Genomic DNA, 25486 nt, shown 5'->3' with positions numbered 1-25486 from the left:
CGAGCCGTTCGGGCTCAATGCCTTTCTCGTGCGCGCCCATCCGGAATGGTTGCCGAAGGGCGAGGAGCAGGCGATCGTCGAAGAGATGGCCGATTGGATTCTTTCCGAGAAAAAGGCGGTCGACATCGTCAAGCTTCGCGAGAAGGCGGCAATTATGTGCTCCTGCAAAGCGTCGATCAAGGCGAACGACCGCATGACGCGGGAGGAAGGGGAGGCACTGCTGCACCGTCTGGCTGCTTGTGGACAACCCTATACGTGTCCGCACGGCCGGCCGATCGTCGTTCACATTTCCACCTATCAATTGGAAAAAATGTTCAAACGGGTGATGTCATGATCGTGACGACCGCCGGCAAGCCGGCGGAGGAGGTAATCGCCAAGGCGGCCGCATTGGCCCGGGAGTTGGACGGCCGCTTCGTGAGGCGGGGCAACGAAACGTTGGCCGGGATCCGGCGCAAGCAGTCGGATGACAAGCTGCTGGTCGTCCGCCCGGAAGGGATTCGGTTGTACGACGGGGACGAGCCGGCGTTGTATTTTCACCCCAGCATGGCGTTTGTCCGGGTCAAGAGGCTGCGTCGCGGTGAGCGCGATCCAATGCTTGAAATTGCCGGCTGCGAGCCGGGCGACAGTGTGCTGGATTGCACGGCGGGCCTCGCGGCCGACGCGATCGTTTTCTCCTACGCGGTAGGCGCCGGGGGAACGGTCGCCGCTCTGGAAAGCGAAGCGTTGCTGCACGCCGTGGTCAGGGAGGGGTTGCAGACCTACGATACCGGGCTTCCGGACGTGAACGAGGCGCTCAGGCGAATCGTGGCTTTGCGCGCCCATCACTTGCAAGCGCTGGCTGCCATGCCCGACCGAAGCAGGGATATCGTTTATTTCGATCCGATGTTCGGGCGCCCGCTGCGCGAATCAAGCGCATTGGAGCCGATAAGGACGCTGGCCAATGACGAGCCGCTAGCCGCAGAGGCAATCGAGCATGCCAGGCGGGTTGCCCGCAAAACCGTCGTGCTCAAGGAGCACCGCGACAGCGGCGAGTTCGACCGGCTCGGCTTCGAGCGGGCGCGGCCGAGGAACACGTCGAAAATCACATATGGAGTGATTCGGATTTGAGTTTTCACGAAAACGAACAAGACCGCAGCGGGCAGGGTGTGAGCACCGTCAAGCCGCGCTTGCTTGCGCTAATCGGCCCGACTGCCGTCGGCAAGACGGCGTACAGCCTTGAAATCGCGAAACGCTGGAACGCGGAGATCATTTCCGGTGATTCCATGCAGGTCTATAAAGGGATGGATGTAGGAACCGCGAAGCTTCCGCTCTCGGAGCGCGAAGGCATTCCGCACCATCTGATCGATATCTGCGAGCCCGACCATCCGTTCTCGGCCGCCGAATTCCAGGAGCGCTGCAGGACGCTGATCACCGAGATTTCCGCACGGGGCAGGCTGCCGTTCATTGTCGGCGGAACGGGGCTTTACGTGGAGTCCGTTTGCTACGAGTATGAATTTGCCAAGACCGGCTCCGATGAAGCCTTCCGTGCCGAGCAGCAGCGTTTTGCGGAGTCGCACGGCACGGAGGCGCTGCACGACAGGCTGAAGTTGGTTGACCCGGCGTCCGCTGGGCGGCTGCACCCCAACGATCTGCGGCGCGTCATACGCGCGCTGGAAATCGCGCACTTGACCGGTGGAACGATGTCCGAGCAATTGGCGGGCCAGACAAAGACGTCTCCCTATGAGCTCTGCCTTGTCGGTTTGACGATGGACCGTCAAAAGCTGTATGATCGGGTGGAACGGCGCGTCGATCTGATGCTGGAGGAAGGGCTTGTGGACGAGGTCCGCCGGCTGCTTGAACGGGGCGTGCCCGAGAGCGCCGTCTCGATGCGGGGGCTTGGGTACAAGGAAATCGTCCCGTACATTCTGGGCGAACGGACGCTTGGAGAAGCGGTTTACCTGCTTAAACGGGACACCCGGCATTTTGCGAAGCGGCAGCTTTCGTGGTTCCGGCATATGCACGACATATCATGGGTAGACGTCACGGACGAGGGAAATTTTTCGGGCAACGTTCAGGCAATTCATGATATACTAGCAGGAAAGTTTGGGAATCAGCTTGAATATACTTGTAATCAATCTTTTTTCGATGGGGGTAACGGCCAATGAACAAATCGATCAATATTCAGGATACGTTTCTCAACCAACTGCGCAAGGACAGCATTCCGGTTACGGTCTACTTGACCAACGGGTTTCAGATCCGCGGCGTAATCAAAGCATTCGACAACTTCACGATCGTCATTGACAGCGAAGGCCGCCAGCAAATGGTGTACAAACACGCCATTTCGACCTTTACCCCGCAGCGCAATGTGTCGCTAATGCAGCAGGAGCCTAACGGCGATAATTGAAACCTTTTACCGAATTAATACGTTTAAAAGCATACCGGTGTGCCAGAGCAACCCGTCTTGCATGTGCCGTCTCCCGCGATTTGACGGGTGGCCGCCGGCGCGGGTTGTTCTTTTTATTACAATCCGGGTATAAATAGAGGATAGCGAAAAAGAAACCGGAAGGGGAGTCTGCCGTGACGGAGAAACGTGCTGGACAAACAAGCGGCAACGCAAATAACGCGTCAAAACGCGTAAATAAAGGGAAGCAGAAGAAACCGGGAAAAAAGATCGGTGCCATCCTGTTCTTCACTGTGGCGACGGCGATCATCTGCGGCATTATTGGCTACCTGTTGATCATGCTGAACGGGGAACGCATTCTCGCGGCCAATCAAGGCGCCTTCGACTTCGCGGAAACCTCAGCCATCTACGATGCAAACGGGATTGAGGTGTCCAAGCTGTATGCGTCGGAAAATCGCGAATATGCAGACCTTTCGAAAATACCGAAGCTGCTCCAGGACGCGTTTATCGCCACGGAGGACAGGCGGTTTCGGGAGCACTCCGGCGTAGATTTCTGGGCGATCGGCAGAGCGGTCGTCAAGGATGTCGTGGCGCGTAGCGCCGTTGAGGGCGGGAGTACGATCACGCAGCAGTTGGCCAAAAACATGTTCCTGACCCGTGACAAGACGTTTTTCCGCAAAGCGTCGGAAGCGTCGATCGCCGTGGCGCTCGAAAACAAAAAGACGAAAGACGAAATATTGGAGCTATATCTTAACCGGATTTATTTTGGCAAAGGGGCGTACGGCGTGCAGGCGGCGTCCGAGCTGTATTTTGGCAAAAAAGATCTCAACCAGCTGAAGCTGTGGGAGATGGCGACGCTGGCCGGTATGCCGAAGGCGCCCAACGGCTATAATCCGATCGGCAATCCGGAGCGCTCGCGGGAGCGGATGGGTGTCGTTCTGGACCTGATGCTTGATCAGGGGCTTATTACGTCGGCCCAGGCCGAAGAAGCGAAAGCGGAGGCCGAGCAATACGAGCCGCCTGAAACCACGAGGAATGGAACATTGACGCAAGCCTATCCGGCGTACGTCGATTTCGTCGTAAACGAGGCGGAGCGCGTTACCGGGCTGACCGAGGAGGAGCTGCGCCTTGGCGGCTACAACATCTACACGACGCTGAATGTGAAAGCGCAGCAAGTGGTCGAGAAGGAATTCGCGAACCCGGATAACTTCGAGAAGAGCGTCGACGAACAGATCGTTCAGGGCGCGATGATTATTATGGATCACCGGACCGGCGAGATCGAGGCGATCGGGGGCGGGCGGGAATATGAGAAAAAGGGCACCAACCGTGTGCTGGAGCCAAGACAGCCCGGCTCCGCCTTCAAGCCGATCACGGTGTATGGGCCTGCCCTTGAGACGGGCGATTGGTTCCCCTGGTCGATCTTGCGGGATGATAAGAAGTGCTACGGTAATTACTGTCCGACCGATTCGAACCGCATCAAGCATATCGGAGCGATTAGCATGGAGCAGTCCCTTAAGGAATCCCGCAACGCCTCGGCCGTGTGGCTATTGAATGAAATCGGCATCCAACGCGGACTGGATTTTGCCAAGACGCTTGGATTTCAATTGACGAAGGAGGATCGCAACCTCGCCATCGCACTGGGCGGCCTTTATAAAGGCGTTACTCCGATGCAAATGGCGACGGCATACAGCGTGATCGCGAACGGCGGCAAATCGGTCGATCCGCATTCCATCGTCCGGATCGAGAGCAAGGACGGCAGCATGAGGTACCAATATGAGAAGCCGCGAGTGAAGCAGCTCATGAAGCCTGAAACGGCCTGGTATTTGACCGAGCTGATGCGAACCGTCGTACAGAAAGGCGGAACAGGTACCCGGGCGGCGATCGGCGGACGCGAGGTAGCAGGCAAGACCGGCACGACCCAGCATGGCATCGAGGGGTTCAATTCCAGCGGCAATCGTGACGTCTGGTTTGCCGGGTACACGCCGGAATGGACGGCGGCAGTCTGGATGGGCTACGTCAAGACGGATCGCGAGCATGTGCTGAAGAAAAGCAGCGGCATGGCTGCCTCTTTGTTCAGCAAGGTGATGTCGCAGGCGCTTGAAGGTGTGCCGAGCGGCAAGTTTACAAGACCGAAAGGGGTCAAGACGATTGAGAAACCGCCGACCGTCGGAGGGTTCTCGGTTGTCTGGAACGAAGCCGAACAGGGCGTTCAGCTTAGCTGGAACCGCCTATCGGGCGAGGGACTGGCTTATAATCTATACCGTAAGGAAACGTCGGAATCCGAGTTTGCGCTGATCAGTCAGACTTCGGATTCATCGGCGCTCGACCGCGCCGTGCAGCCGAATTTGACATACGAATATTATGTAGCTGCTTATTACGAACAAACGGGCGCCGAGGGCGACACCTCGAGCCGTCAATCGATTACAATTCCGGAGCCGCTTGCAGAGCCCGTTCCACCGGACCAGCCGGGCGAACTTATGCCGGGCAACGGCGCCAAGGTGCCGGAGGGCGGAGCGAATGTGCCGCCGGAGGGCGGAGGCGCAGGCATCGTGCCCCCTGATGGGGGCATCGACATTGTGCCGCCGGATGGCGGTACCGGCAATAATGGCGCAGCGCCGCCTTCCGGTGACGGTACGACGCCGCCGGCCGACGGTGCGGGCACCCCGCCGGCCGACCCCGCCGCCGGCGGAACGCCAACGGATCCCGGAACGGGCGCCGCTGCGCCGACGGTTCGTAATGACCCAGCGGCGTTTCTACCTTAATCACAAGCCAACCCGCTATGCCCGCGCGGGCCGCATCAAGTACCGGTTGCAACGGGGGCCTGCGCCCCCGTTTCTTTTCGGTGGACGGCTCGGTTTATTTTTTCCGTTAACTGGAGATGACCCGCAAGTTGTGGTAAGCTTTTTTCATGGAAGGTTTGGATAGTCGGGTTCGCCGAAAGGCCCGGCAAGCAAGCGGGCACTTTCCACTTCAACGGAAAGGTACGTAGCTTATGAAACGAAAATTTTCGGATCGTGCCAATTGGCGTCGCATCCTTCGGAAAAGCTACACCTGCTTGTCCATGGACGGAGACGATTTCCGGGGTCTGGTGACCTTTTACCGGATTCATGAGCTTCGCGAACCGCTTTGGAAGGAATATGACGGCCGCAAGCTGTGTCTGGCTGACCGGGGCTTCCTGTGGATGCAGCATTATCCGAAGGGTGAGCATTTCGTCGTGACGACCATGTTCGATGACAAGGGCAAGGTTGTGCAGTGGTATATCGATATTTGCAAAACGCAGGGCTTGACCGATCAGAAGGTGCCGTGGTTTGACGACCTCTATCTCGATATCGTCGTGCTGCCATCCGGCGAAGTATTTCTGCTCGACGAAGACGAGCTAGAGGACGCGCTGCGCTCGGGCGACGTCAGCGCCAAAGATGCCGAGATGGCCCGCAAGACGGCCGGGCGTCTGCTGTCGTTGATTCGCAACGGTCGATTCCGCTATTTTACGCTCAGCTTGAAGCACAGAAAGACGCTTGCCGAGAGGGTGAGCGGAAAGGAGCCTTCGTGAGAACGGGAATTCATTCTAAGGCTCAGGGCAAAGCCAAACGGCGGAAGAAGAAACGCTTCCGGCCGTTTGCTTTTGCGTTTCGGTCCGCAGTCGTTCTGGGCTTGCTAGGCGCAGGCTGGATCGGATACTTGCTGTGGACCATCGATACTTTTCAACCGGAGCCGCTTGAGGAGAAATACGATGCCGGAATCGTGCTCGGAGCGGCATTGTGGCGTAATGAACCGAGCCGGGTTTTAAAGGAACGTCTGGATCAAGCATTGGCGCTGTACAAGGAAGGCAAATTTGATGTCTTTATTCTAACCGGCGGTTACGACTACAACGGCTCGACCATTCCGGAAGCAGAAGGTATGCGCAATTACTTGCTGGCCCGTGGGGTGCCCCAAAACCGGATGCTGCTCGATCCCAAGGCGCAGAGCACCTACGACAATCTGCTGAACAGCAAAGCGATCATGAAACGGGTAGGAATCAAGTCCGTCGTCATCATCACGCATGAGTTTCACTCAGCGCGAGCAGCCGACATTGCCCGTTATCTGAATTATGAACGGCCCGCCTTCTCGATGGCGGAATCGATCGCGCGGCCGGCCGGGCAGCAGTTGCGGCGCGAGGTGATGGCGTTTACCAAATGGAAGCTTGACAGCGTGCTGCTCCGTTTCGGGAGACGGCTGCCGGATAACATGGGTTTGTAAGTCCGCACGGGGAAGGACCAATCTGCGACTATGGCGGACCTCTCGCGCATACATTGGATAAAGCGGCGGATGCGGAAGCAGAGCGCTTGTCCGTATCGAATCGACTCTCGTAAGGGTAGGTGATGCCCGCATGAACGGACGTGCGGCCTTGACGAACGATACGGCCCCAACGAGGCCTTCCCGACAGATCAGCGTAATTTTGCGCGGGAATGAATCCCACATGCAGGCGGCGCAAGCGCCCGCCCCGGAAGCGGATAACGCAGCCAAGGCCAGGCCCGGCGAGGGCCATCCGTTTACGGACATACAGAAAGAGCTCGACGCGATGGTAGGTCTGGACAACGTCAAGTCGCTCATGTATGAAATATACGCATTGCTGCAGGTCTCTCGGCTAAGGGCGGAAGCGGGACTGGCCGGAGGCGCCCATGTTTATCATATGGTTTTCAGGGGAAATCCCGGCACGGGCAAAACGACGATCGCGCGCATCGTAGCTAAGCTTTTTCAGCGGATGGGCGTTCTGCATAAAGGTCACCTGATCGAGGTGGAACGGGCCGATCTGGTCGGCGAATATATTGGGCATACTGCCCAGAAGACGCGTGATTTGGTTAAAAAGGCGATCGGTGGGGTATTATTCGTCGATGAGGCCTACAGTCTCGCGCGCGGCGGGGAGAAGGACTTTGGCAAGGAAGCGATCGATACGCTGGTCAAGGCAATGGAGGATTTCAAAAATCAATTTGTGCTGATTCTGGCCGGGTACCCGGAGGAGATCGAGAACTTTCTGATGACGAACCCGGGGCTGCCGTCCCGGTTTCCGATCCAGATCGATTTCCCCGATTATACGGTCGATGAACTGATCCTCATCGCCGAGCTGATGGTCAAGGAGCGCGATTACACGTTGCTCCCGCAGGCGCTGTTCAAGCTCAGGCAGCATTTGACGTCCGAGAAAAACGAATCCTTCTTCGCATTCAGCAATGCCCGCTATGTGCGGAATTCGATTGAGAAGGCGATCCGCCACCACGCGGTAAGGCTGCTCAATCAATACGCGAATGGTTCGCCCGGCAAGCATGAGCTGATGGCTTTGCGGCCCGAGGACTTGAAATGGGATACGTAATCAAAGGAGCTGCAAAAGATGGCGACGTCTACTTACGATACGAATAACGATGTGCAGGACAGAGCCGTTCTCGTCAGCCTGGTGACCGATGATGTGAAGCGCGGGTCCGCCGATCCGGAGCATTCGCTGGCCGAGCTTGTGAGCCTGGCGGAAACGGCCGGCGTTCGGGTGTTGACGACGATAACGCAAAACAGGGAAACGCCGGATTCCAAATGGTTTATCGGCAAAGGCAAGGTGGAGGAGCTGCGCGCCGCGGCTTCGGAGCTGGGGGCGACGACGGCGATTTTCGATCAGGAGCTGTCGGGCGCCCAGGTGCGCAACCTGGAGGAAGCGCTTGATCTGAAAATTATCGACCGGACCCAGCTGATCCTGGACATCTTCGCCGGCCGTGCCAAAACGCGGGAGGGCATCATACAGGTCGAATTGGCGCAGCTCAGCTATTTGCTCCCCCGGCTTTCCGGTCATGGCAAAAATCTGTCGCGGCTCGGCGGCGGGATCGGGACGCGGGGCCCCGGCGAATCGAAGCTGGAGACGGACCGGCGGCATATCCGCAATCGCATTGCCGAGCTGAAGCGGCAGCTGGATGAAGTGGTCCGCCATCGGAAGCTTCACCGCGAAAGGCGAAAAAAATCCGGCGTTATCCAGGTGGCGCTCGTCGGCTACACGAACGCGGGGAAATCGACGCTGCTGCGCGAGCTGACCGAAGCGGATGTCTATGTGGAGAATCAGCTGTTTGCGACGCTGGATCCGACCTCGCGCAATTGGCAGCTTCCAAACGGCAAGGAAATCGTGTTGACCGACACGGTCGGGTTTATCCAGAACCTTCCGCATGATCTCGTGGCCGCATTCCGCGCCACGCTCGAGGAAGTGAACGAGGCCGACCTCATTCTGCACGTCGTCGACAGCTCGTCGCCGATGCGGTCGGAACAAATGGCCGTCGTGGCAGACATTCTGACGCAGCTCGGCGCGGGCGACAAACAGCAGCTGACCGTGTTCAACAAGAAGGATCTGTGCACGGAGGAGAGCAGCCATCTGCTTGCCGGAGGGAAAGACGCGCTGTTCGTCAGTGCTTACTCGGAGCCGGATTTACAGCAAATTCGGGAAGCCGTGCAGCAGAGGCTGACGGGAGATACACTGACGTTCGGCATTCCGGCAGACCGGGGCGATCTGATCGCGCTGGCTTACCGCAGCGGCGAGGTGCTCGGACAGGACGTTGGGGATGATGACGGGCTGGTGAGTCTTACCGTCCGCTTGAACAAACAGGAATACGAGCTGAACGGTCACAAGCTGCAGCCATACATCCGGCTGTGATGTCCGGCGGAGGATTGACGGGGGCTGGAGGCACGTCGGCGGGTAGGACAACGGGGGAGAGAATGAATGCAACAGGCTGACAACAAACATTGGCAGGCTTGCCTGCGGCTGGCCGAATCGACTGAGGAACGGCTTCAGGGACGGTTCCGGGAGATGGACCGGATGGCGGAAAGAAATCATTGGAAGGTGATCCAGGCATTTCGGCGCCACCGAGTGAGCGACTATCATTTTGCAGGGTCGACCGGCTACGGCTATAACGATCGCGGACGCGAGGTGCTCGACCTCGTTTATGCGGACGTTTTCGGCGCGGAAGCGGCGTTGGTGCGGCCTCATTTCGTGTCCGGCACACATACGATCGGCTGCGCGTTGTTCGGCGTTTTGCGCCCGGGGGATGAACTGCTGTACATAACGGGCAAGCCTTACGATACGCTGCACAAGGTGATCGGCAAGCCGGGAGACGGCGGTGGGTCGTTGCGCGATTGGGGCGTCGGGTACCGCGAGGTGCCGCTGTCGGAGGATGGAGGCGTGGATTGGGCGGGTGTGAAGTCAGCCATAAACGTCAGCACCCGGGTCATCGGCATCCAGCGGTCCAGAGGATACGATTGGCGGGCCTCCTACACCGTTCGCGAAATCGGCGAGATGGTGCGCCGCGTCAAGTCGATCAAGCCCGATGTTATCGTGTTCGTCGACAATTGCTACGGCGAATTTACGGAGGAATCGGAGCCGACCGAAACGGGCGTCGATCTGATGGCCGGCTCCTTGATCAAGAACCCGGGCGGCGGCCTGGCAGCCACCGGCGGCTATATTTGCGGCCGGGCGGATTTGGTGGAGAAGGCGTCATTCCGGCTTACAGCGCCGGGCATCGGCGGAGAGGTCGGGGCGACGCTCGGTACGCTGCGCGGCATGTATCAAGGACTTTTCCTGGCACCTCATATGGTTGGACAAGCATTGAAGGGCAGCGTACTGGCGGCCGCCATGTTCGAAGCGCTCGGCTTCGAATCGCAGCCGAAATGGGACAAGCCGAGGACGGATTTGATTCAGGCCGTTCGTTTCGGCTCCGCCGAGCATCTGATTGCTTTCGTTCAAGGCATTCAGCAGGCGGCGGCGGTCGATGCGCATGTCGTTCCGGAGCCGTGGGACATGCCGGGCTACGAGCATCCGGTCATCATGGCGGCCGGCACATTCATTCAGGGAGGCAGCCTCGAGCTCTCCGCCGATGCGCCGCTCCGCGAGCCATACATCGCCTACATGCAGGGCGGATTAACCTATTCACACGTTAAATACGGGGTGTTGACCGTCTTGAGCCGAATGGCTGAAAAGGGAATAATTGTGATCAAACCTAACATACCTTGACATGTTTCGGTTAGAAAGCTACAATAAACCCATATCACAACAATTGGAAGGTTGATGCGGCATGGGGGATGAAATACGCAGGAATATGGCGCTGTTCCCGATCGGGATTGTCATGAAACTGACGGATTTAACCGCAAGGCAAATCCGGTATTACGAACAGCACGAGCTGATCGTGCCCGCGCGGACGGCCGGCAATCAGCGGTTGTTTTCCTTCAACGACGTCGAGCGTCTGCTCGAAATCAAATCGTTGATCGAGAAAGGCGTCAACATTGCGGGGATTAAGCAGGTGATGAATCCCGTGTCAAAGGAATCGGAGGAAGCGACGGTTATTACCGAACAGACCGAAAGCAAACGCCGCGAGCTCTCCGACATGCAATTGCACCGCCTTCTTAAGCAGCAGCTGCTGGAGAAGAGACCGGGCAGAGCCTCTATGATTCAAGGCCAGTTGTCCCGTTTCTATAGTAATAAACCTTGATGAGTAACGAATACGAATAAAGCACGTAGAAGGAGAGGATCCCGTGAGTTTGACGAGAGAAGACATTTTGCGGATTGCCAAGGAAGAGAACGTCCGGTTCATCCGTCTGCAATTCACCGATTTGCTCGGAACGATCAAGAACGTGGAAATTCCGCTCAGCCAGCTTGAAAAGGCATTAGACAACAAAATGATGTTTGACGGATCTTCTATCGAAGGGTACGTGCGGATCGAGGAGTCCGATATGTATCTATATCCCGATTTGGATACATGGGTCGTGTTCCCTTGGGTGACCGAGGATCGTGTGGCTCGTTTGATATGCGACGTATACATGCCGGACGGCACGCCGTTCGCAGGAGATCCGCGCGGCATTCTGAAGCGCTGCCTGAAGGAAGCGGAGGAGTTGGGCTTCACGGCGATGAACGTCGGACCGGAGCCGGAGTTTTTCCTGTTCAAGACCGACGAGAAAGGCAATCCGACGATGGAGCTGAACGACCAGGGCGGTTATTTCGACCTTGCTCCGACGGACCTTGGCGAGAACTGCCGCCGTGAAATTGTATTGACGCTTGAGGAAATGGGCTTTGAAATCGAGGCCTCGCACCATGAGGTGGCTCCTGGCCAGCACGAGATCGACTTCAAATATGCGGACGCCATCAAGGCTGCCGACCAAATCCAAACGTTCAAGCTCGTCGTGAAAACGATCGCGCGCCAGCATGGTTTGCATGCAACGTTCATGCCGAAGCCGCTCTTCGGCGTAAACGGCTCTGGCATGCACGCACATCAATCGTTGTTCCGCGGCAAAGAGAACGCGTTCTACGATGAGAGGGACAAGCTTGGGCTCAGCCAGACGGCGCGTCAGTACATGGCAGGCGTGCTGCGTCATGCGCGCGGTTTCGCGGCCATTACGAACCCAACGGTTAATTCGTACAAGCGTCTCGTACCGGGTTATGAAGCGCCGGTATACGTCGCTTGGTCTGCAAGCAACCGCAGTCCGATGATCCGTATTCCGGCTTCGCGCGGACTCAGCACGCGTATCGAGGTGCGTAATCCCGACCCGTCGGCCAACCCTTATCTGGCACTGGCAGTCATGCTGAAAGCCGGACTGGACGGCATCAAGAACAAGCTTCCGCTGCCTGCGCCAACCGACCGCAACATTTACGTCATGACCGAAGAAGAGCGTGTGGACGAGGGGATTCCAATTTTGCCGTCCAGCCTGAAGGAATCGCTGGAGGAGCTGTTGCGCGACGAAGTCGTCTGCGAAGCGCTCGGCGACCACGCCCTGGCACATTTCTACGAGCTTAAGGAAATTGAGTGGGATATGTACCGGACTCAAGTGCATCAGTGGGAACGCGATCAATATCTGACGCTGTATTAATCAGCTTGATGTAGATCGGCATGCGAAAGCCGTTCTTTTTCTGCTCGCAGGAGCAGAAAAAGACGGCTTTTTTATTACCCTTTATAGTGTGGTGCTGTCAGAGGCGAGTGTTGCGCCGCATCTTAGGTGGAGTGTGAAGGCCAGCTGTAAATGCCCGCGCCGCAGCTCAACGGCGTGCGTAGGGGAGGCAGGACGCTTACTTTAATCGCTGCTGCTTGCGCACGGCAATGGGTTTAACTGACAAAAAGCCACCCGAACGGGTGGCTTTTGCGCTTCATATGAGACGGAATTAGTGGATGTTTCTGAACAAGCCGATGACTTTTCCGAGTATGGTGACATGCTTCAATCGTATCGGCTCCATCGTCGGATTCTCGGGTTGGAGGCGGATATGGTCCTTTTCCTTGTAGAAGGTCTTGACCGTTGCTTCGTCTTCTTCCGTCATCGCGACGACGATCTCGCCGTTCATGGCCGTCTGCTGCTGGCGCACGATGACGTAGTCACCATTATGGATACCAGCTTCGATCATGCTCTCGCCGATTACATTGAGCATGAAAACCTGATTGTCGCCGACAAAATGGGCGGGAAGGGGAAAATACTCTTCTATGTTCTCGGTTGCGGTGATCGGAACGCCGGCCGTAACTTTGCCGACGACGGGGATCTTGGATACGGCGAGTGGAAAATGGATGTCGCTTTCTCCGTCCTGATCCAGTATTTCGATCGCGCGCGGCTTAGTCGGGTCCCGGCGGATAAGCCCTTTCTTCTCCAACCGGTCCAAATGGCCGTGGACGGTGGAACTGGAAGCGAGACCGACCGCTTCCCCGATTTCCCTGACGGAAGGCGGATACCCTTTCTCGCGGACTTCATTCTTTATGAACTCCAGGATCGCCTGCTGGCGGTTGGAAATTTTGGACACCATCATCACTCCATCGATCATTGTTGTGACGAATTATAGCACAGAACCCGAGTTCGTACAAACATAAGTTCTTAAAAACACTCGTTCGCAAATCAGCGTAAGATGGTTTTTCAAAACAAGCGAACAAATGTTCCAAAAAGCATTGACGCAAACAAACGTTCCTGTTATATTAAATGCAAGAGGAAGAGAACAAACGTTTGGGGAGCTGCGAAATGTCTTATAAAGTTGGATGTCTTTCATACGTATCAATACATACCTGTAACGGTAAGCCCGCCAGCGGGCTTACCGGCGGCAAGTGCGATCTACAGGCTGGCAGAAGAAGCTTAGCGGTGCGTTTGATAGCGGCGGGATTGTTTTTTCTTATATTGTTCACAGGGTTTGCCATTGTGCAGTCGGGAGCCTCAGGCACGAAGGCCGAGGCTGCCGCGAAGGGCGAAAGAACGATTATCGTGTCCTCGGGGGATACGTTATGGGAGATCGCGCGTAGCGTGCAGCCGGAGGGCGATGACGTTCGAAAGACCGTGTACATGATTAAAAAGCGTAACGGTCTTTCGGGCAGTGCTTTGCAGGCTGGACAGTCACTCATCGTACCTGCGAAGTGAGCATTGGACCGGAAGCGGTTATGGACTTGGTTAAATATTGAATGTAGGCCGCAGGCAGCGGAATGTTCGTTCGCGCCGCGGTCTTTTACGTTGTCTGGAGGTTTCAGGAGCGGCGGGCGCCATCCTTGACAAGCACTTATCGATAATGTCAAAGTAGGGGGAGGGCAACAACGCCAACCGGCTGGGGAGACTCGAAGGAGGAATTCATATGGGTAAATTGCTGGACAGAATCAATGAGCTGTCGCGCAAGCAGAACTCGGTCGGGTTGACCGACGAGGAGTTAACCGAGAGGGACGAGTTGAGAAAGAAATATCTTGCGCAGTTCAGAAGAAATTTCAAGGATCAGCTGGACAACATCAAATGGGCCGATGAAGAGGAAGATACAACGAAGCACTGAGGTTTGTTTCATAGACGGAGGGGAATGCATGGAATACCGTTTGTTGGGGAGAAGCGGCTTGGCCGTTTCAGAGCTTTGTCTGGGAACGATGACGTTCGGCAATACGACGAGCGAACAGGATTCGGTGTCGATGATACACCGGTTTATGGAGGACGGCGGCAATTTTCTTGATACCGCTGATGTGTATGTCAGCGGCCGCTCGGAGGAGATTGTGGGTAAAGCCATTAAGGGCCGCAGGTCTGAGGTCGTATTGGCGACCAAGGTTCGCTTTGCGACAGCGAATCATCCGAACGGTGCCGGCGTCTCCCGCAAGCATATTATGGACGGCGTGGAGGCTAGCCTGCGGCGTCTGCAAACCGACTACATCGATTTGTACCAAATGCATGTCTGGGACCACGCAACGCCGATCGAAGAAACGCTGCGCACGCTTGACGATCTCGTATCATCGGGCAAAGTTCGTTACATAGGTTGCTCGAACTATTTGGCCTGGCAGTTGATGAAATCGCTCGCTTACAGCGATTTCAACCGGTTTGTGCGGTTTATCTCGATCCAGCCGCAGTACAGTCTGGTCAGCAGGGAAATGGATCGGGAAATGATGGAGCTATGCCTGAGCGAGCAGGTTGGCATCATTCCATGGGCACCGCTCGGCAGCGGATTCCTTACCGGGCGTTACGGCCGCGAAGAGCCCCAGTCCGGCCGGTTGGCCGCCAAAACGGGAGAAAGCTCGTGGGCGAATCGTTCGACCGAGAAAAACTTTGCCATCCTCGACGAGGTGCGCAAGGCGGCCTGCGAGCTTGGCAAAACGCCGGCGCAGGTTGCGCTTCGCTGGCTTATCCAGCGGCCAGGCATTACGTCACCGATATTCGGCGCCAGTACGCTTGAGCAATTTGAAGACGATATCGGGGCTGCGGGCTGGACGATGCCGGGAGACATTTGGAGCAAGCTTGACGAGATCAGCGCATTACCGCCCGAATATCCGACCCGTTTCATCGATAAATTCCGCAGGCCTATCTAAATAAGCGATTGCTGATGGACAGACATAACAAGGAGGAACGACGATGTCCCGCTCATGGGAGCGCAAGGTGAGACGCAATACCGATGTTATCAACAAGCAACGCAAAAAAGAAGGGAAGCCGAGCTTGTCTGCAACCGCCGCCAGGACTGACCGATATGTCGGCCGTAATTATTTATTGCCGGCGCTGCTGGTTTTGTTCACGGTGTTTTACATTTATATGGTCACGATCCCGACTGGTGATCCGAATGCCCCCAGAGCGGCCGACTCGGCCATGTTTTGGGTGACGATCGCAGCTTATTTGCTGCTTGCCGTCCTGTTTTTTTTCAGACGTCCGTATCTGAGCGTCTCGAAGGACTGCCTGGGAACGCGGCGAATGACCGGCGACAAGCTGATGTTAGCTCCTAACATTAAGTCAATCAGCGTGCGGCCGGGTTATGTGGTTGTGGAACAGGCGAAAGGCGCGAACTGGGTGTTTTCCCGGATGATGAACCGCTATCCGACAGACCAGATGGCTGAGCGGCTCCGGATATTCGCAAAGGATAACGGGATACCATTCCAAGAGGAAACGACATAGCACGGGAGCGAATACATATGGCGAAAAAGGCGGTTTTATTTGATTTGGACGACACCCTGCTTTGGGATGAAAGAAGCGTAAAGGAATCGTTTGAGGCGACGTGCCGGCTGGCGTCGGAGCGCGTTGGCGTCGATGTCGGGCAACTGGAAGAGGCGGTCAGGCGCGAGGCGAGAGCGTTGTACGAATCGTACGAAACGTTTCCTTTCACCAAAATGATCGGCATTAACCCGTTCGAAGGGCTTTGGGCCGAATTCCGCGAAGGCGAGCAGGCTGAGTTCCGTAAGCTGCAGTCGCTGGCTCCGGAATATCGGCGCCAGGCATGGATTCGCGGCCTGCGCGCGCTCGGCGTGGAGGATGAAGCGCTGGGCGCCGAGCTGGCGGATCGGTTCCCGGCAGAACGCCGGTCACGGCCGATCACTTACGAAGAGACATTCGAGGTGCTTGACCGTTTGCGCGGCCACTATAAGCTGCTGCTGCTCACCAACGGTTCGCCCGACTTGCAGCGCGAGAAGCTGTCCGGAGTTCCGCAACTGGCACCCTATTTCGATCATATCGTCATCTCGGGCGAATTCGGAGAGGGAAAGCCGGCGGCAAACATTTTCCGCCATGCGCTGGCGATGCTGGAAATTGAGCCCGAGGAGGCCGTCATGGTCGGCGACAAGCTGACAACCGATATTCTTGGCGCCAATACGATCGGCATGGATTCGGTATGGATCAATCGCCATGGCGCGACGCGGACGGACGAAATCGTGCCTAAGCATGAAATCAAGCATCTGAGCGAGCTGCTCGATATTTTGCAATAAAAGCCAAGGCATAAAACGGAAAGCCCGTTCTTCGCATGACGCGAAGAACGGGCTTTCCGTTAAGCCGGTAAACCGGCCGCTTTTATTTCGTCATTTCGTTACTTCGTCACTTCGTCACGCTTTCTGGAAAGCGGGGTCCTCGAAAGGATGGGCGATCCAGCCTTCGGTTTCGATGAACAGGCGTACGGCCACGATTTGGCGGTTCTCCATCAGTGTGAAGAAGTGGGGCTTATGCTCAGGCACAGAGATGACGTCTCCCGCTTCGAGCTCAACGTCGAAGTAACCGACGTCGTCCGAGCCCTTGATAATAAAAATGCCGCGACCGGCTGTGATGGCCCGGACCTCGTCCTCGGTATGGGTATGCACGGATTCGAATTTTTTCAGCAGTTCTTCAAGGTTCGGCGTCGCATCGGAGAGGGCGACAATGTCCCACGTCTGATAGCCGCGGCGAGCGGCAAGATCGCGAATCTCGACATCGAAAGTGGAGAGGATTTGATTTTTTTCGTCGTCGGACAACACAAATTTATTTTGCAGCTCTTGCGGCAGCTTGGAAGCGTCCCAATGCTCGTACAGAACTTCTTGCTTGCTTAGAAAAGCGCGAACGTTTTCTTCGCCGGAAATGCGTTCGTCCGTATTGCGGATGCGGATTTCAGCCAACGTTTATCCCTCTTTCCTACATGGTATAAAGCGGTCGATTCCATTATAAAACATAAACCGCAGACTGTCGACCGAATGCGCTTTTCAGGACCGTGCGATTCTGGTAGACTAATGGGTAACGATTTTTGCGGAAAGGTGCCTGATGATGACGAAACCGAGCTTACAAGAATTGATGAAACAACGCATCCTCATTCTGGACGGCGCAATGGGTACAATGCTGCAGCAGGAGGATTTGACCGAGGATGACTTCGGCGGGGAGGAGCTGGACGGCTGTAACGAAATGCTTGTCCTGACCCGCCCCGACGTTATACAAAAAATACATGAGCTTTATTATGAGGCCGGCGCCGATATCGTCGAAACGAACACATTCGGCGCTACGAGCGTCGTTCTTGCCGAATACGACATTCCCGAGAAAGCGCGCGAAATCAACCTCGCGGCGGCGAAGCTGGCCCGCCTGGCCGCCGAGAAGTATTCGACACCCGAGCGGCCGCGCTACGTTGCGGGCGCATTGGGACCGACGACCAAGACGTTGTCCGTCACAGGCGGCGTCACTTTCGAGCAGCTGGTCGAGAGCTACTATGAGCAGGCGCTGGCACTGGTCGAAGGCGGCGTGGACACGCTGCTTCTCGAGACGTCTCAGGATACGCTGAACGTCAAAGCCGGAAGCATCGGCATCCGCAAGGCGATGGACGAGCTGGGCGTACAGCTTCCCATTATGATTTCCGGCACGATCGAGCCGATGGGCACAACGCTGGCCGGACAGAACATCGAGTCTTTCTATATTTCGCTCGAACACCTGAATCCGCTATCGGTCGGCTTGAACTGCGCGACGGGGCCGGAATTTATGCGCGACCATATCCGGACGCTTTCCCAAATTTCGCATGCGGCGGTCAGCTGTTATCCGAACGCAGGCTTGCCGGACGAGAACGGTCAATATCATGAATCGCCGGAATCACTGGCCCGCAAAATCGCCGGCTTCGCCGAGCAGGGCTGGATCAATATCGCCGGTGGCTGCTGCGGGACGACGCCCGCGCACATTCGCGCGCTGGACGAGACGCTGCGTCAATATGCGCCGCGCCCGCAGGAAGGCAGCCATCCGCCCGCCGTTTCGGGCATCGAAACGGTATATATCGAGCCGGAGAACAGACCGGTCATGGTGGGCGAGCGGACGAACATTTCCGGCTCCCGGAAATTCAAGCGGCTGATCAAGGAAGAGAAGTTCGAGGAAGCGTCCGAGATCGCGCGCGCGCAGGTGAAGAACGGGGCGCATGTGATCGACATCAACCTGCAGGATACCGATATCGACGAAGCGTATGCGATGGAGAACTTCCTCAAGCTTGTCGTCAACAAGGTTAAGGTGCCGTTGATGATCGACTCCACCTACGATCACATCATCGAGCTCGGCCTTAAATATTCGCAGGGCAAGGCAATCATCAACTCGATCAATCTGGAGGACGGCGAAACGAAGCTCCAGAGCATCGTTCCGCTCATTCACCGGTACGGAGCGGCCGTCGTCTGCATTCTGATCGACGAGCGCGGACAGGCGGTTTCCCGCGAGGCGAAAATGGAGGTCGCGACTCGGTCGTACGAGCTGCTTGTCAACAAGTACGGGTTGAAGCCGCACGACATCATTTTCGACCCGAACATGTTTCCGGTCGGCTCCGGCGATCCGCAATACATCGGCTCCGCCGTTGAAACGATCGAAGGCATTCGGATGATCAAGGAGAAATATCCGGAGTGCAAAACGATTCTCGGACTCAGCAACATTTCGTTCGGTCTGCCCGATGCCGGCCGCGAGGTGCTGAACTCCGTGTACCTGTACCATTGCACGAAGGCCGGTCTGGACTACGCCATCGTAAATACGGAGAAGCTTGAGCGTTACGCCTCGATACCCGACCATGAGCGGCAGCTGGCCGAGCGTCTGATTTATAATACGAATGACGAGACGCTTGCCGAATTCGTTGCGGCCTTCCGCGACAAGAAGGTCGACAAGAAGGAGAAGGTATCGAACCTTTCGCTTGAAGAACGACTTGCATCCTACGTTGTCGAGGGCACGAAGGAAGGGCTGATCCCGGATCTCGACGAGGCTCGGAAGAAGTATTCGCCGCTTGAAATCATTAACGGGCCTTTGATGGCCGGCATGGAAGAGGTAGGCCGGTTGTTCAACGGCAACGAGCTGATCGTAGCCGAGGTGCTGCAAAGCGCCGAGGTCATGAAGGCTTCGGTTGCCCATCTGGAGCAGTTCATGGAGAAGTCCGAATCGTCGGTCAAAGGGAAAATCATTCTGGCGACCGTTAAGGGCGATGTGCACGATATCGGCAAAAATCTCGTTGAGATTATACTGTCAAACAACGGCTATAAAATCATAAATCTCGGCATCAAGGTGCCGCCGGAGCAACTGATCGAAGCGTACCGGAAGGAGAAGGCGGATGCGATCGGCTTGTCCGGCCTGCTCGTCAAATCGGCGCAGCAGATGGTCGTGACGGCGCAGGATTTGCGCACCGCAGGCATCGATGCCCCGATTCTCGTGGGGGGCGCGGCTTTGACCCGCAAATTCACGAAAACCCGGATCGGTCCGGAGTACGATGGACTTGTACTCTACGCGAAGGATGCGATGGACGGTCTCGATATCGCGAACAAGCTGATGGACCCGAACCATCGCGCACGCATGCTCGAAGAGCTCCAGGTGCTGAAGGCCGCCGGCTTTGAGGAAGAGGAGGCGAAGCCGCTTCCTGTGCTTACGCGGGCGATTCGCTCGAATATTTCGACCGAAGCGCCGGTGTATATCCCGCCGGATACGGAGCGTCACGTACTGCGCGACATACCACTCGGACATGTCCTGCCCTATGTCAATATGCAGATGCTGCTGGGGCATCATCTCGGCGTGCGCGGCAAGGTCGAAGAGCTGCTCGCCGCCGGCGATGCAAAGACGGTGCAGCTGAAGGAAACGGTCGACGGCCTTCTGCACGAGGCCGCCGCACAGGGCACGCTGCATGCGCATGCGATGTACCGCTTCTTCCCGGCGCAAGGGGACGGCAACGATATTGTGATCTACGATCCGAACGATCAGTCTAAGGAGATCAAACGATTCTCCTTCCCGCGCCAGCAGGTCGAGCCGTATCTGTGTCTTGCCGATTATTTGAAGCCGGTGAAGAGCGGCATCATGGATTATGTCGGATTCCTGGTCGTTACGGCCGGTCAAGGCGTTCGCGATCGTGCGAACGAAATGAAGGACCGCGGCGATTACTTGCGCTCCCATGCGTTTCAGGCGGTGGCGCTTGAGGTCGCGGAAGGCTTGGCGGAACGGGTTCATCATATGATGCGCGACGTTTGGGGCTTCCCGGATCCGCACGACATGACGATGAAGCAGCGGCTCGGGGCCAGGTACCAGGGCATCCGCGTATCGTTCGGCTATCCGGCATGTCCGAATCTGGAGGATCAGGAGCCGTTGTTCGAGCTGATGAAACCGGAGGATATCGGGGTTCATCTGACGGACGGCTTCATGATGGAGCCGGAAGCATCTGTTTCCGCGATGGTGTTCGCACACCCGGAGGCCAATTATTTTAACGTGGACAAAGCTTGAAGACAAGCGATTCGTCAACTCCGTTTCCGGAAGGAAACGGGGTTTTTCATCTCCTTCGCCCCGCAGTTTAATCCGTAGGGAAAAGGCGGATGCTACAAATCGGAGGTGGAAGCTGTGGAACTTACGTTCTTGGGAACGAGTGCAGGAAGGCCGCTGCCCGGGCGCAATGTGTCGTCTACCGCGCTGCGTCTGCCGCCGGCATGCGGGGCCTATTGGCTTTTTGATTGCGGGGAAGGAACGCAGCAGCAGATCATGCGTACGCCGGTCAAGCTCAGCAAGCTGGAGCGGATATTCATTACGCATCTTCATGGCGATCACACGTTCGGGCTGCCGGGATTGCTCAGCAGCCGGGCATTCGCAGGCGGTACTTCGCCGGTCTGGGTGTACGGGCCTCCCGGCATTCGCAAATGGATCGAAATGACTCTAGAAATAACCGAGACGAGGCTGGAATACGAGCTCCATCTGGTCGAGATTGAACGGGAAGGCACGGTTTACGAAGACGGGCACGTCCGGATCAGCGCGGCTGAGCTGGTTCATCGCACGGTTTGTTACGGGTATCGGATCGAAGAAAAAGCATCGTTCGGCAAGCTGGATGTGTCGAAGCTTGAGGCTTACGGAGTGCCGAGCGGACCGCTGGCAGGCCGGCTGAAATCGGGCGAGGACGTGACGCTTCCGGACGGGCGGATCATCCGCTCGGCGGATGTAGTGGGGCCCCCCTCGGCCGGGAGGGTCATTACGATACTCAGCGATACGTCGCCGTGCGACAATGCGGTCATGCTGGCAAAGCACGCGGACGTGTTGGTGCATGAAGCGACATTTGAGGCCGGACTGGAGAGCAAAGCGCTGGAATACGGCCACTGCACCACGGTTCAGGCGGCGGAAACGGCTCGGAAGGCCGGAGCCAAGCGTCTGCTGCTCACACATTTTAGCACCCGCTACCGTGATGAGCGTCTACAGCTTCTTGCCGAGGAAGCTAAAGCTGTTTTTCCGGCCGCGTTTGCGGCGTATGACCTGCTTGAGGTACATATTCCAAAGACGAAATAGGCCGTTTCAAATAACGGCTCGAGGCTCGATGCCATTGCCCTATTCGTTCGCGCAAAAAAAGCAACCCCTGCAGCCATTTCGCACGCCGCGCTGTGGGGGTTGCCCGCGTTCGCTTTTCGGTGAAAATCGGGGGTTAAGACCGGTTGTTGTAGTCGGCCTCGTCCTTGATTTCGGAACGGAAGCCGCGAATGCTCTCGCGGCGGTTCTCATTTTTTTTCTCAATCCGGCTCTGTTCGGCAGAACCGATCTCGTCGGCATGCTCGGACAAGTAATCCTCCGCCTCATTGAGATTTTCAACCGTGTTCTGCACCGCTTCCTGCAAATGCTCGACATTATCCGAGCGGTCGTCCGGTTTGGCCACGATGATCACGCCTTTCATTGGGAATGGTCGTATGCAGAGAGCGGGCCATTTGATGCGGTTCGCCCCGGTTGATAGGATGCGGCGAGTTGCCATGCGTTATACAGCATTGTTAAATAGGATTGCGGGGCGAACATGCATTCTGTACAATGGAATATAACGATGGCAATCGGACACTTACAACGGGGAGAGAGAACGGACATGAACCGATGGACGGGAAAAACGTCAAGCCTGGAGGAGTGGCTGGAGCTGCTGCGGAAACAGCCGGAGGTGATGGCTAATGTAACGCACTGGCACACGATTCCGTCAAGGGAAGCGCGCACCGCGCCGATGCCGGCCGATCTGCATCCGGACCTGATCGAAGCGCTTCGCTCCCGAGGAATCGAACGGCTGTTTACACATCAGCGGGACGCCTACCGGAACGTGCGGGAAGGTCGTCATATCGTCGCCGTAACGCCGACCGCCTCCGGCAAAACCATGTGTTATAACCTGCCCGTCCTGCAATCGCTGCTCGAGAACGACAGCGGCCGGGCTTTGTATATGTTTCCGACCAAGGCGCTGGCCCAGGACCAGGTGGCCGAGCTGCAGCAGCTCGCCAATCTGATGGGCGCCGATATCAAAACGCATACGTACGACGGGGATACGCCGCCGACGGTTCGGCAGGCGATCCGAAACGCGGGTCATATCGTCGTGACCAACCCTGACATGCTGCATTCGGCTATACTGCCGCATCATACGAAATGGGTCAAGCTGTTCGAGAACGTCAAATATATCGTGCTCGACGAGCTGCACGCCTATCGCGGCGTGTTCGGCAGCCATGTGGCGAACGTTATCCGGCGGCTGAAGCGGATATGCCGGTTTTATGGCTCGAATCCGCTGTTTATATGCGCTTCGGCCACCATTGACAACCCGGGAGAGCATGCGGAGCGGCTGATCGGGGAGCCCGTTGCCGTCATCGACGACAACGGCGCGCCGATGGGTGAGAAGCATTTCGTTTTCTACAACCCTCCTGTCGTGAACCAGCAGCTCGGCATCCGACGCAGCAGTGTGCTGGAAACGCAGCGGCTCGCATCCATGCTGCTGAAGCAGGGGGTGCAGACGATCGTGTTCGCGCGCAGCCGGGTACGTGTGGAACTGCTTCTTACTTATCTTCAGGATCTCGTGAAGCGCGAACTCGGCACCCAATCGATCCGCGGTTATCGGGGCGGTTACCTGCCGAAGCTCAGGCGTGAAATCGAGCGGGGGCTGCGCAATGGAGAAATCCGGGGCGTTGTCAGCACGAACGCGCTTGAGCTGGGCATCGATATTGGCCAGTTGCAGGCCTGTGTCCTGAACGGTTATCCCGGCACGGTCGCGAGCACCTGGCAGCAGTCGGGGCGCGCGGGCAGACGCCAAGGCAGCTCGGTGACGTTCATGGTCGCCAGCAGCAATCCGCTCGACCAGTACATCATTCAGAATCCGGACTTTTTCTTTACCCGTCCGCCGGAGAGAGCGCTCATTCATCCGGACAACCTGCTGATCCTGATCGATCATATCAAATGCGCAGCGTACGAGCTGCCGTTCGAGGAGCATGAAACGTTCGGCGGGGAGCCGATCCGCGACATGCTGGAGTTTCTGGCCGAGGAGCGGGTGCTGCATCATGTGAAGGACCGGTGGTACTGGATGGAGCAATCGTTCCCGGCTCATGGCATCTCGCTCCGTTCCGCCGCGCAGGAGAACTTCGTCATCATCGACCTGACCGAAGGCGCCCGCGTGCTCGGGGAGGTGGACCGCTTCAGCGCGCCGACCCTCATTCATGAAGAGGCCATCTACATCCATGAAGGCGTGCAGTATCAGGTCGAGAAGCTCGATTACCCCGAGAAAAAGGCATTCGTCCGCGAGGTCGACGTCGATTATTTCACCGACGCCAATCAAGCGGTGGAGCTAAAGGTACTGCATGTGGACAAGGAGCGGCTTCAGGGCGAAATCGTGCGGCAGTACGGCGAGGTTACGGTCAACGCCAAGGCGACTATTTTCAAAAAAATCCGCCTGCGCACGCACGAGAATATCGGCTCCGGTCCGATCCACCTGCCTGAGGAGGAGCTGCATACGAGCGCCTATTGGTTCTCCTTCAGCGAGGAGGCGGCCGCGCGGCGGAGCGCAAACGACATGCAGCATGCGCTGCTTGGCATCGCCAACGTGCTTGTTCATATCGCCCCGATCTACCTGATGTGCGACCCGTTCGACATCCGGGTCTATCCGCAGGTGAAGGCGGTGCACACGAAGCGGCCAACGATTTATTTCTACGACCGGTACCCCGGCGGGATCGGCCTGAGCGAACGGTTGTACGAAGTGCATGACGAGCTTCTGCGACGTGCCGGGGAGCTGATCCGCTCCTGCAGATGCCTGAGCGGCTGCCCGGCATGCGTCGGTCCGATCGAGGAAGTCGGCTTGCTCGGCAAGACGCAGGCGCTGCAACTACTCGAGGAAACCGGAAGGGCGCGATGAGCGGCATTCGCGAACGGATGAATCTGCTGCGCGGGCGTCCGTCGGCCGGGCCGGAACAATCGGCCGATGATGCTGTGCGGGAAGCATTGCGGGCAACGGAGGAGCAGCCGGCGGCGGACGCCTTGCCGGGTGGCTCCGCGGACGCCTTAATGGACGCCACAACAGACGCCTCGCCGGACGGCTCTGCAGGCGAACAGCTTGCGTCCGGCTGGCGAGGCATGAACGTGCGCACACAAAGCAACGAATGGGGCGATTTTCTGCTGCGCCGCATCGAATACGAACTGGACCACCGCCATGGAGAACATCGGTTGGCAGAACTGGCGGAGGCCGCGCCGGCGCTGGCCGCATTTCACCCGGCGCAGACTGACGGCCCGAGTCCGGATAGCATGCTGTTTCTCGATCTGGAAACGACCGGCCTCGGCAGCGGAACCGGCAATGTGCCGTTCATGACCGGCCTCGGCTATGCGGAAGGGGATCGGTTCATCGTCGAGCAGGCGCTGATCCGCCACCCGGCGGAGGAGCGGGCGATGCTCCACCATGTGCAGCGGAAGCTGGAGGAAAGACCTTATCTGATCACCTATAATGGCCGCACGTTCGACTGGCCGCTGCTCGCGGGGCGGTATATCATGAACGGCATGGGGCGAAGGACCGCGAATCCGCTGCATCTCGATTTTCTGCATCCTTCGCGCAGCCTATGGCGGAATACCCTCGCTTCGTGCCGTCTAAGTCAGGTCGAAGAGGAGCGGCTTGGCATCAGCCGCAAGGATGATGTACCCGGCTCGCTCGCGCCGGCTATCTATTTTCAGTTTCTGGCGGAC

General features: G+C 57.2%; 23 protein-coding genes and 1 pseudogene. 21 read left to right on the top strand and 3 right to left on the bottom strand.

Annotated features, from left to right (window positions below):
- The 12 genes and pseudogenes from BG52_RS01595 to glnA all read left to right on the top strand — a co-directional run.
- Nucleotides 1-334 (top strand): annotated as a pseudogene (locus BG52_RS01595) (DNA mismatch repair endonuclease MutL); the annotation flags it as partial.
- The gene (locus BG52_RS01590) at nucleotides 331-1107 is read left to right on the top strand and encodes a class I SAM-dependent methyltransferase (protein WP_036666690.1); all 777 of its coding nucleotides are present in this window, start codon (nucleotides 331-333) and stop codon (nucleotides 1105-1107) included. The pseudogene BG52_RS01595 and the gene BG52_RS01590, both read left to right, overlap by 4 nt.
- Nucleotides 1104-2144 carry a tRNA (adenosine(37)-N6)-dimethylallyltransferase MiaA gene (miaA, locus tag BG52_RS01585; RefSeq protein WP_223298889.1) on the top strand — a complete coding sequence of 347 codons (1041 nt, stop codon included), beginning with the start codon at nucleotides 1104-1106 and terminating at the stop codon, nucleotides 2142-2144. Before BG52_RS01590 ends, miaA begins: the two co-directional genes overlap by 4 nt.
- Nucleotides 2141-2383 carry an RNA chaperone Hfq gene (gene hfq / locus BG52_RS01580; protein WP_036579657.1) on the top strand — a complete coding sequence of 81 codons (243 nt, stop codon included), beginning with the start codon at nucleotides 2141-2143 and terminating at the stop codon, nucleotides 2381-2383. The genes miaA and hfq overlap by 4 nt, the downstream gene beginning before the upstream one ends.
- A gap of 173 nt (nucleotides 2384-2556) precedes the next feature.
- Entirely contained in the window at nucleotides 2557-5142 is a 2586-nt protein-coding gene (locus tag BG52_RS01575; protein WP_051587561.1) for a PBP1A family penicillin-binding protein, read from the top strand.
- 230 nt (nucleotides 5143-5372) lie between these two features.
- Nucleotides 5373-5930, top strand: coding sequence for a ribonuclease FAU-1 family protein (locus BG52_RS01570; RefSeq protein WP_036579654.1), 558 nt, complete (start codon nucleotides 5373-5375; stop codon nucleotides 5928-5930).
- Nucleotides 5927-6616: a SanA/YdcF family protein gene (locus BG52_RS01565; RefSeq protein ID WP_190287434.1), complete on the top strand. Its 690-nt coding sequence runs from the start codon at nucleotides 5927-5929 to the stop codon at nucleotides 6614-6616. Before BG52_RS01570 ends, BG52_RS01565 begins: the two co-directional genes overlap by 4 nt.
- A 130-nt stretch (nucleotides 6617-6746) precedes the next feature.
- Nucleotides 6747-7724 carry an AAA family ATPase gene (locus BG52_RS01560; protein ID WP_036579650.1) on the top strand — a complete coding sequence of 326 codons (978 nt, stop codon included), beginning with the start codon at nucleotides 6747-6749 and terminating at the stop codon, nucleotides 7722-7724.
- Nucleotides 7725-7742: 18 nt separating this feature from the next.
- Nucleotides 7743-9035 carry a GTPase HflX gene (hflX, locus tag BG52_RS01555; RefSeq protein WP_036579646.1) on the top strand — a complete coding sequence of 431 codons (1293 nt, stop codon included), beginning with the start codon at nucleotides 7743-7745 and terminating at the stop codon, nucleotides 9033-9035.
- Nucleotides 9036-9101: 66 nt separating this feature from the next.
- The gene (locus tag BG52_RS01550; protein ID WP_051587560.1) at nucleotides 9102-10388 is read left to right on the top strand and encodes a methionine gamma-lyase family protein; all 1287 of its coding nucleotides are present in this window, start codon (nucleotides 9102-9104) and stop codon (nucleotides 10386-10388) included.
- 61 nt (nucleotides 10389-10449) lie between these two features.
- A complete protein-coding gene (locus BG52_RS01545; RefSeq protein WP_036579644.1) occupies nucleotides 10450-10863 on the top strand; it encodes a MerR family transcriptional regulator in 414 nt (137 codons plus the stop codon).
- Nucleotides 10864-10906: 43 nt separating this feature from the next.
- Nucleotides 10907-12235 (top strand): type I glutamate--ammonia ligase, encoded by a 1329-nt coding sequence (gene glnA / locus BG52_RS01540; RefSeq protein ID WP_036579642.1) that lies wholly within the window; start codon nucleotides 10907-10909, stop codon nucleotides 12233-12235.
- Nucleotides 12236-12524: 289 nt separating this feature from the next.
- Here glnA and lexA read toward each other — a convergent pair whose 3' ends face one another.
- Complete coding sequence (gene lexA / locus BG52_RS01535; protein ID WP_036579728.1) at nucleotides 12525-13148, bottom strand: transcriptional repressor LexA; 624 nt, start codon at nucleotides 13146-13148, stop codon at nucleotides 12525-12527.
- 329 nt (nucleotides 13149-13477) lie between these two features.
- On the opposite strand from lexA, the gene BG52_RS15840 reads away from it, so the two are divergent.
- The 5 genes from BG52_RS15840 (at nucleotide 13478) to BG52_RS01510 (ending at nucleotide 16539) form a co-directional block, all read left to right on the top strand.
- Nucleotides 13478-13750 (top strand): LysM peptidoglycan-binding domain-containing protein, encoded by a 273-nt coding sequence (locus tag BG52_RS15840; RefSeq protein WP_036579639.1) that lies wholly within the window; start codon nucleotides 13478-13480, stop codon nucleotides 13748-13750.
- Between the two features lie 208 nt (nucleotides 13751-13958).
- Nucleotides 13959-14147: a DUF896 domain-containing protein gene (locus BG52_RS01525; protein ID WP_036579635.1), complete on the top strand. Its 189-nt coding sequence runs from the start codon at nucleotides 13959-13961 to the stop codon at nucleotides 14145-14147.
- A gap of 28 nt (nucleotides 14148-14175) precedes the next feature.
- Nucleotides 14176-15162 (top strand): aldo/keto reductase, encoded by a 987-nt coding sequence (locus tag BG52_RS01520; protein ID WP_036579633.1) that lies wholly within the window; start codon nucleotides 14176-14178, stop codon nucleotides 15160-15162.
- Nucleotides 15163-15205: 43 nt separating this feature from the next.
- The gene (locus BG52_RS01515; RefSeq protein WP_036579630.1) at nucleotides 15206-15736 is read left to right on the top strand and encodes a hypothetical protein; all 531 of its coding nucleotides are present in this window, start codon (nucleotides 15206-15208) and stop codon (nucleotides 15734-15736) included.
- A gap of 17 nt (nucleotides 15737-15753) precedes the next feature.
- Entirely contained in the window at nucleotides 15754-16539 is a 786-nt protein-coding gene (locus BG52_RS01510) for an HAD family hydrolase (RefSeq protein WP_036579627.1), read from the top strand.
- 114 nt (nucleotides 16540-16653) lie between these two features.
- Here BG52_RS01510 and BG52_RS01505 read toward each other — a convergent pair whose 3' ends face one another.
- Nucleotides 16654-17196 carry a 1,2-dihydroxy-3-keto-5-methylthiopentene dioxygenase gene (locus tag BG52_RS01505; protein ID WP_036579625.1) on the bottom strand — a complete coding sequence of 181 codons (543 nt, stop codon included), beginning with the start codon at nucleotides 17194-17196 and terminating at the stop codon, nucleotides 16654-16656.
- Between the two features lie 145 nt (nucleotides 17197-17341).
- Between BG52_RS01505 and metH the strand changes: the two genes are divergently transcribed.
- Together metH and rnz are read left to right on the top strand one after the other, a co-directional pair.
- Nucleotides 17342-20779, top strand: coding sequence for a methionine synthase (gene metH / locus BG52_RS01500; protein WP_036666707.1), 3438 nt, complete (start codon nucleotides 17342-17344; stop codon nucleotides 20777-20779).
- Nucleotides 20780-20893: 114 nt separating this feature from the next.
- A complete protein-coding gene (gene rnz, locus BG52_RS01495) occupies nucleotides 20894-21823 on the top strand; it encodes a ribonuclease Z (RefSeq protein ID WP_036579616.1) in 930 nt (309 codons plus the stop codon).
- A gap of 133 nt (nucleotides 21824-21956) precedes the next feature.
- Here the strand turns inward: rnz and tlp are convergent, their stop codons facing one another.
- Entirely contained in the window at nucleotides 21957-22202 is a 246-nt protein-coding gene (tlp, locus tag BG52_RS01490; RefSeq protein WP_397309213.1) for a small acid-soluble spore protein Tlp, read from the bottom strand.
- A gap of 180 nt (nucleotides 22203-22382) precedes the next feature.
- Here tlp and BG52_RS01485 point away from each other — a divergent pair, with 180 nt between their 5' ends.
- Both BG52_RS01485 and BG52_RS15090 read left to right on the top strand, forming a co-directional pair.
- Entirely contained in the window at nucleotides 22383-24668 is a 2286-nt protein-coding gene (locus BG52_RS01485) for a DEAD/DEAH box helicase (RefSeq protein WP_036579614.1), read from the top strand.
- Nucleotides 24665-25486 (top strand): ribonuclease H-like domain-containing protein (locus BG52_RS15090; protein ID WP_036579612.1); only part of this gene is annotated, 822 nt, incomplete at its 3' end. The genes BG52_RS01485 and BG52_RS15090, both read left to right, overlap by 4 nt.

The organism is Paenibacillus darwinianus (assembly GCF_000598065.1).
GTDB classification, from domain to species: Bacteria; Bacillota; Bacilli; order Paenibacillales; family Paenibacillaceae; genus Paenibacillus_I; species Paenibacillus_I darwinianus.
Note: the sequence above shows the minus strand (reverse complement) of the source record. Positions and strands in the feature narration are given on the sequence as shown.

Coding starts and splice junctions, on each gene's coding strand:
- BG52_RS01590 (WP_036666690.1), top strand. CDS start 331: ATGATCGTGACGACCGCCGGCAAGCCGGCGGAGGAGGTAATCGCCAAG.
- tlp (WP_397309213.1), bottom strand. CDS start 22,202: ATGAAAGGCGTGATCATCGTGGCCAAACCGGACGACCGCTCGGATAAT.
- BG52_RS01545 (WP_036579644.1), top strand. CDS start 10,450: ATGGGGGATGAAATACGCAGGAATATGGCGCTGTTCCCGATCGGGATT.
- hflX (WP_036579646.1), top strand. CDS start 7,743: ATGGCGACGTCTACTTACGATACGAATAACGATGTGCAGGACAGAGCC.
- BG52_RS01485 (WP_036579614.1), top strand. CDS start 22,383: ATGAACCGATGGACGGGAAAAACGTCAAGCCTGGAGGAGTGGCTGGAG.
- BG52_RS01570 (WP_036579654.1), top strand. CDS start 5,373: ATGAAACGAAAATTTTCGGATCGTGCCAATTGGCGTCGCATCCTTCGG.
- BG52_RS01560 (WP_036579650.1), top strand. CDS start 6,747: ATGAACGGACGTGCGGCCTTGACGAACGATACGGCCCCAACGAGGCCT.
- BG52_RS01510 (WP_036579627.1), top strand. CDS start 15,754: ATGGCGAAAAAGGCGGTTTTATTTGATTTGGACGACACCCTGCTTTGG.
- hfq (WP_036579657.1), top strand. CDS start 2,141: ATGAACAAATCGATCAATATTCAGGATACGTTTCTCAACCAACTGCGC.
- BG52_RS01550 (WP_051587560.1), top strand. CDS start 9,102: ATGCAACAGGCTGACAACAAACATTGGCAGGCTTGCCTGCGGCTGGCC.
- BG52_RS01525 (WP_036579635.1), top strand. CDS start 13,959: ATGGGTAAATTGCTGGACAGAATCAATGAGCTGTCGCGCAAGCAGAAC.
- BG52_RS01520 (WP_036579633.1), top strand. CDS start 14,176: ATGGAATACCGTTTGTTGGGGAGAAGCGGCTTGGCCGTTTCAGAGCTT.
- BG52_RS01515 (WP_036579630.1), top strand. CDS start 15,206: ATGTCCCGCTCATGGGAGCGCAAGGTGAGACGCAATACCGATGTTATC.
- metH (WP_036666707.1), top strand. CDS start 17,342: ATGACGAAACCGAGCTTACAAGAATTGATGAAACAACGCATCCTCATT.